At 61.9% G+C, this 6,579-nt stretch carries 5 protein-coding genes and 1 pseudogene; 3 read left to right on the top strand and 3 right to left on the bottom strand.

Translation table 11 applies throughout. The annotated features are described in order from the left end of the window. Together EOA33_RS19880 and EOA33_RS19875 are read left to right on the top strand one after the other, a co-directional pair. The coding region (locus EOA33_RS19880) for a DHA2 family efflux MFS transporter permease subunit (RefSeq protein WP_127406363.1) at positions 1-1,161 on the top strand (1,161 nt) is incomplete at its 5' end. 311 nt (positions 1,162-1,472) lie between these two features. Then, positions 1,473-4,211 (top strand): EAL domain-containing protein, encoded by a 2,739-nt coding sequence (locus EOA33_RS19875; RefSeq protein WP_245482383.1) that lies wholly within the window; start codon positions 1,473-1,475, stop codon positions 4,209-4,211. Positions 4,212-4,218: 7 nt separating this feature from the next. Here EOA33_RS19875 and EOA33_RS19870 read toward each other — a convergent pair whose 3' ends face one another. Further along, a complete protein-coding gene (locus tag EOA33_RS19870) occupies positions 4,219-4,734 on the bottom strand; it encodes a CAP domain-containing protein (protein WP_127406362.1) in 516 nt (171 codons plus the stop codon). A 71-nt stretch (positions 4,735-4,805) separates the two neighbouring features. Further along, entirely contained in the window at positions 4,806-5,156 is a 351-nt protein-coding gene (locus EOA33_RS19865; protein WP_126055127.1) for a helix-turn-helix domain-containing protein, read from the bottom strand. A gap of 112 nt (positions 5,157-5,268) precedes the next feature. Here EOA33_RS19865 and EOA33_RS19860 point away from each other — a divergent pair, with 112 nt between their 5' ends. After that, positions 5,269-5,973, top strand: coding sequence for a glutathione S-transferase family protein (locus tag EOA33_RS19860; RefSeq protein WP_127406361.1), 705 nt, complete (start codon positions 5,269-5,271; stop codon positions 5,971-5,973). A 51-nt stretch (positions 5,974-6,024) separates the two neighbouring features. On the opposite strand, the pseudogene EOA33_RS19855 reads toward EOA33_RS19860, so the two are convergent. After that, positions 6,025-6,579 (bottom strand): annotated as a pseudogene (locus tag EOA33_RS19855) (pilus assembly protein); the annotation flags it as partial.

The following is a 6,579-nucleotide window of genomic DNA, read 5'->3' as shown; positions in this document are numbered from 1 at the left end:
CAGACCTTCCTGCTCGACATCAACCCGAAGGAGCGCCACGGCCAGGCGATGGCGATCTGGGGCGCGGGCATCATGCTGGGGCCGATCCTGGGCCCGACGCTGGGCGGCTGGCTGACCGAGAATTTCAACTGGCGCTGGGTGTTCTTCATCAACCTGCCGGTCGGCATCCTCGCCTTCCTTGGCATGGCCGCCTATCTGCCGGCCGTTGCCCGGCGGGTGCGCAGCTTCGATTTCTTCGGCTTCGCCATGATATCGCTCGGCGTCGGCGCATTGCAGCTGATGCTGGATCGCGGCGGCGAGGTCGACTGGTTTTCCGCGGTCGAGATCTGGATCGAGCTCGGCCTGGCCATCACCGGCTTCTGGGTGTTCACCATCCACACAGTGACGGCCGAGCACCCGTTCATCGATCCCAAGATCTTCCTCGACCGCAATTTCGTGACCGGCCTGGCGTTCATCTTCGTCATGGGCGTGCTCATCCTGGCCTCGATGTCGCTGCTGCCCCCGATGCTGTCGACCATCTTCGGTTATCCCACCATGACCATCGGCGTCGTCATCGGTCCCCGCGGCGTAGGCACGATGATTTCGATGCTCGTCGTCGGGCGGCTCATGAGCAAGATCGACGCCCGCATCCTCGTCGTCATCGGCTTCCTTTTGACCGCGCAATCGCTCTACACCATGTCCAGCTTCTCGCCGCAGATGGATAACTGGCTCATCCTCAGTTCCGGCGTCATCCAGGGGCTGGGCATGGGAATGGTGTTCGTGCCGCTGTCGACGGTCGCCTTCGCCACGCTCGACGCGCGCTACCGCACCGATGCCACCGCGCTGTTCAGCCTGGTGCGCAATCTCGGCTCCTCGATCGGCGTGTCGGTGGTGACGGTCCTGATGGTGCGCAACACCCAGATCAACCACACCGAGCTTTCGGCCTTCATCAACCCGTTCAACCCAAATCTCTGGGCCGCTTCGCCGGCGGCGGCGAGCGGCGATCCGACGGCGCTGTCGCAGATCGATCGGCTGGTCAACATCCAGGCGATGATGATCTCCTACGTCAACGATTTCAAAATCCTGATGGTGATGACGCTGCTTGCCATTCCGTTCGTCTTCCTGCTGCGCAAGCCGAAGGCGGCGCCGGCGGGCGGCGCGTCAGCAGCGCATATGGACTGACGTTTGCTGACGCAATTCCAGGAAAAGTGTGAAACGGTTTTCCGTCCGGAATTGCGTACAAACAAATAGTCAGACCAGTTCAGCGGTTCTACCAGACGCTAAACTGCTCTGACCGGCGCGGCGTAGCGGCCGCGCCTGCATCCGGGACTCAAAAAATCGTGGCTAGGGAACAGCGCCAGGATTTTCAGATAGACACAACCTACCGCTCCCGGTTCACCTACCATTAGTATATATCGATCACGATGCGGTCGCTTTTGGGTTGAAGGCGAGCCGTGTTGCTTTGCGCCGGCACCAAACTGGAGGAACTCTGTTTGGGCACGAAATCATCCAGGAAAGCCGCCGAAGCACCCGAGTCGGCCAATCTTGCGGCGCTGGCAAAGCTGACGATGGCTTCATACGAAACGCTCGAGCGCGATCTTCGAGCCAGGATCGCATCGCTCGAAGGGCAGGCGCTGCGATTTGAGACGGCGATCGACAACGTTTCGCAGGGCATCTGCTTTTTCGACGCCGGTGAACGGCTGATCCTGTCCAACCGCCGCTATGCGGAAATCTACCACATTGCGCCTGAGCAATTGCGGCCGGGGCTAACGCTCCGGGAAATCGTCGCACTTCGCGTCGCTGTCGGAACCTCCGCGACCGATGCCGACGCCTATCTTGCATTGGCCCGCTCCGTCAATTCGGGCACGGCACCAAGAGTATGGACCGCCAACCTCGCCGACGGTCGGACAATTCAGGTCTGCCACCAGCCTATGCCCGACGGCAGTTGGGTGGCCACGCATGAGGACATCACGGCGCTCGCTGCCAATCGACAGATCGCCGCTGAGCGCATCTCGCTGCAAACGCTGATCGACTGGGTGCCCGACTATCTCTGGGTCAAGGACACGGAAAGGCGCTTCATCGTGGCGAACAGGGCTCTCGCGCTCGACAGCGGAAGGGAGAAGACCAGCGACATGGTCGGTTTGACCGATTTTGATCTCCATGCCCCGGAACTTGCTCGGAAATTTCGCGCTGTGGAGCAGAACGTGCTCAGCAGCGGGCAACCAATGATCGACAAGGAAGAGTTCATTGTCGATGCATTGGGCGCCGGCAAGTGGGTGTCATCGACAAAGGTGCCGCTGCGCAATGCCCAGAATGACGTCATCGGACTGGTTGGCATCGCTCACGATGTCACCGCACGCAAGCAGGCGGACGTCCTTCGGGACGGGCAGGCGCATATCCTGGAAATGATCGCAATGAGCGCCCTGCTCGAAGACGTGCTCGACCGTCTGATGCGCCTCGTCGAGTCGCAGTTGACGGGGATATTCGGTTCCGTCCTGCTGCTCGACAAGGACGGCAGCCATTTGCGGCACGGCGGCGCGCCGAGCCTGGCGAAAGAATATACCGATGCCATCGACGGGATCGCCATCGGCCCCAAGGTTGGATCATGTGGCACCGCCGTCTACCGGCGGGAGCCGGTCATCGTCGCGGACATCATGCAGGACCCGCTTTGGGAAGAATACCGTCAGGTGGTGGCGCCCTTCGGCTATCGTTCCTGCTGGTCGACCCCGATCCTATCGCATCAAGGCGCCGTGCTCGGTGTCTTTGCGATGTATTCGATGACGGTGCGCGAACCGACCGAGGCCGAAACGCGGCTGATCGACTTCACGACACGGATTGCAGGGATCGCCATCGAGCGCAAACTGGCTGAAGACCAGATTCATTTCATGGCCAACCATGATGTGCTGACAGGGCTTCCAAATCGCGCTCTGCTCGAGGACCGGCTCTCGCAGGCTCTGCTCTATGCGCAGCGGTACGATCGCTGGGTGACGGTGGTGTTCATCGACCTCGACAATTTCAAACTCGTCAACGACACGCTCGGCCACAACGCCGGCGACGTACTGCTGAAGACCGTCGCCAACCGCATGGTCGAATGCGTAAGGCCGACCGACACAGTCGTGCGGCTTGGCGGCGACGAGTTCGTCATAGTCCTGTTCGACCAGCCGACGAATGTCGATCTGATCTCCGAGACCCTGCAAAAGATCCGGGCAGCGATCGCGGAGCCGGTTCATCTGGGAAGGCATCGGCTGAGGGCGACGGCCAGCATCGGCATCGCCAACTATCCCAAGGATGGGACGAATCCAGATCAGCTGCTGGCCAATGCCGATGCTGCCATGTACCGCGCGAAGGAATTCGGCCGCGACAATTTCCAGTTCTACGCTCCCGAGTTCAACACCAGGGCGCATGAGAAATTCCTGCTTCAGGAGGAGTTGCGAAATGCCCTGGCTCGCTCGGAATTCATTCTGCTCTATCAGCCGCAGGTCGATCTTCGCTCAGGAGACGTCTTTGCGGTCGAGGCTTTGCTGCGTTGGAAGCATCCGACGCGAGGCATGGTGGCGCCGGACACGTTCATTCCGACCGCCGAGGAGACCGGGCTGATCGTACCGATCGGCGACTGGGTCCTGCACGAAGCCTGTCGGCAGAACAAGGCCTGGCAGGATGCCGGTCTGCCACCCCTGACCGTATGCGTAAACGTCTCGGCGCGGCAATTCAGGGAACCGAACCTGATTGGCCGTGTCGTGAACGCGCTGACGGACAGCGGCCTGGAGGCCAGGCATCTCGAGCTCGAGGTAACCGAGAGCCTTATCATGCAGGACGTCGAATTGGCGGTCGCGACGATGGACGCCTTGCAGAGCCTGGGGGTTCAGATTTCGATCGACGATTTCGGAACAGGCTATTCCAGCCTCAGCGCGCTCAAGACCTTTCCCGTGGCGCGGCTGAAGATCGACAAGTCATTCATCAAGGATCTCGCCGCCGACGAGAACGATCAGGCTGTCGCCAGCGCCGTGATTTCACTGGGTCAGAATCTGCATCTTAGGGTCATTGCCGAGGGCGTCGAGACAGACGACCAGGTGGCCTTCCTGCGCAAGAACAATTGCGATGAAATGCAGGGCTATCATTTCAGCAAGCCGGTCTCTGCCCAGGGCATCGAGAAACTGCTCCACACGGCGAGCGTGGCGGATGACGGCCAAGGCGTTCCGGCGTCGGGAACTCTGACGACAAAACAGGGATAGGCGAGGCCTATCTCCCGAGCACGAGGCTCCAGTAGCGCAGGCTCGGATCGCGGCCGTCGCGCACATAGGCGAGGCCGAAGCGGGAAAAGTCCGAGTCGAGCATGTTGCGGCGGTGGCCGTCCGAATGCATCCAGATGTCGAACAGCTTCTGCAGGTCGAAGCGGCCCTCGGCGATGTTCTCGCCTGCTGCGCCGCGTACGCCGTTGTCCTTCATGCGCGAGGCGAAGTCCTTGCCCCAGCCGGTGGTGTGGCTCATGCGGGCACGTGACGCCATATAGCCGGCCTGCTGCAGCGCCGCCTGTTCAAGCTGCGCATCGGCCGCCAGTGGCGGCAGCCCGGCCGAAGACCGGATGCCGGCGAGCGTCCCGGTGGCGGAGGAGGAGACCCCGGCGCCTTCTCCGGTCGGCAGCACAGTGGTCGAGCATGCGGCGAGCCCGGCCAAAGCGGCTATGCCAGCGCCTTTGAGCAGCAGGCGCCTGTTCAGGTCCGGGATCTGGTGGGTTTCGATTCTAGCAACGGTCATGCCCGCCTGACATAATGGCGATCATGGCTTTTGCCGGGCAGGGCGACGAAAATCTCCCGACGCGCCTGGTCCTAGGCGGCTTTCGCGGCGGGCGAACCTTGGCCGATCCGGTCGTCTTGCGTATGCTCCCACCAGGCGCCGAGCGCATCGATCAGCGGCACAAGCCCGCGGCCCGCTTCCGTGAGGTCGTAGTCGACGCGCAGCGGATAGCCCTGATGCGCCGTGCGCCGCACGATGCCGGCGTCCTCCAGCTTGCGCAACTCCAGCGCCAGAATGCGATGCGACACGGTCGGATTGTCACGCCGGAGCTCGCTGAAGCGTTTGGTCCCGTCCTTCAGATAATAGAGCAGCAAGGTCGGCCAGCGGCCGCTGAGCACGCGCATGGTCTCTTCGATCGGGCAGCACGAAATGACATCTTTCATTGGGGACCTGGGGGCGTGGTTACAGAATAGCGCGTAATTTACATGGGGCGACCAGCGTTTAGGGTCAAGTTTCGCTGCGCGGCGTGATCCTCGAACATGGAAGAGACAACAAATGGAACCTATCCTCCTTTACGGCTTCCCGGCGGGAAGCTCGATGGGGCTCGTCGCTGCCTTCGAACGCCTCGGGCTACCCTACCGGCTGTGCCGGGTGGACATGCTGGCCGACATGAAGAACGAAGCCTATGCCAGCATCAACGGCCGGCAGGAAACGCCGGTGCTGATCACCGACGAAGGCAAGGTGCTGACCGAGACCATGGCGATCGCCGCATGGCTCGAGGCCCGCGATACAAACCGGCGCATCAGCTTCGACCCGCGCACGCAGGAAGCCGATCGGATGCATCAACTCATGGCTTCTGTGAACACCGGATTTACCGCCGCTTTCATGCCGCTCTGGGCGGCGTTGGAAATGACGTCGCCGGACCCAGTCTTGCAGGCAACCTTGCGCGACTTTGGTCGCAAGGCCGTTGCCGAACGCCACGACCGGCTCGAGGCGATGATCAACGGGACCGACTTCCTGGTCGGCGATCGGCTGACGCTGGCCGACACCACGCTGATCGGCGTGGCGCGCTGGGCCGAGTTCCACCAGGCGATCGAGGGCGCCGACTATCCCAGGCTTGCCGCTTTGCGCGAGCGCATCCAGGCCGATCCGGTCGTGCAATACGCGCTCGCCGTAGAGGATGGCAGAAAGCCTGTGGGTTCGGGTGCCTGCCTTGGGCATGTCCCGCTGGCCGAGGTGATCGAACGCTTCGCGGCCTAGAGCTGCTATTGTGCGGCGCCAGCGCGCCTGGCGCCGCCCAACGAATACTCCTTATTTCACGAGCGTGATGAGGCGGCTGGCATACATCTCGCGACTTCCAAGCACGGCTGAGCAGTCCGTTTTGATGGATGAGTTTCCGGTCATCTGCACGGTCTTGCCGACAAGCCTCAGGCAGTCTCCCTGGCCGCTCATGTCGGAGTTGCCGGCATAGCTAACGGGCGCGTCCGGCGCGTAGACGAAACCGCTGATCACGGAATTGGCGCCGCCATTCAACGTCAAGGCCGACGTGTTTTCGTGGTTTTCGAAGATGGTGATGCCGGCATAGGGACCGCTGGTGGGCGGGGAAAGGTTCACCTGCTCATTGGCATTTATGTAAATCTGCGCGCCCTCCATGAGGAATATCGTCACCCCCTGGCCGGTCAGGCTGCCGTTGCCCCCGGGTTTGATGGCGGTGCCGCGCATTATGTAGACGCCAGGCTCAAGCGTGATGTTTCCCGACAATGTCTTGTCGCAATAGGTGCCGGGCGCCAGCGTGTAGGTCTTGCCCTTGGGGACCGGCAAACACAACGTGTAGTCGGGGGGAACGACGTCGGCCAGGGGATCGAA

Origin of the sequence: Mesorhizobium sp. M4A.F.Ca.ET.050.02.1.1 (assembly GCF_003997725.1) — a bacterium.
Lineage (GTDB): Bacteria > Pseudomonadota > Alphaproteobacteria > Rhizobiales > Rhizobiaceae > Mesorhizobium.
The sequence above is the reverse complement of the archived record's forward strand: the minus strand, read 5'-3'. Positions and strand labels throughout refer to the sequence as shown.

Excerpts from the sequence above, each read along its gene's own strand:
- EOA33_RS19865 (WP_126055127.1), bottom strand. The coding sequence starts at position 5,156 with ATGAAAGATGTCATTTCGTGCTGCCCGATCGAAGAGACCATGCGCGTG.
- EOA33_RS19870 (WP_127406362.1), bottom strand. The coding sequence starts at position 4,734 with ATGACCGTTGCTAGAATCGAAACCCACCAGATCCCGGACCTGAACAGG.
- EOA33_RS19860 (WP_127406361.1), top strand. The coding sequence starts at position 5,269 with ATGGAACCTATCCTCCTTTACGGCTTCCCGGCGGGAAGCTCGATGGGG.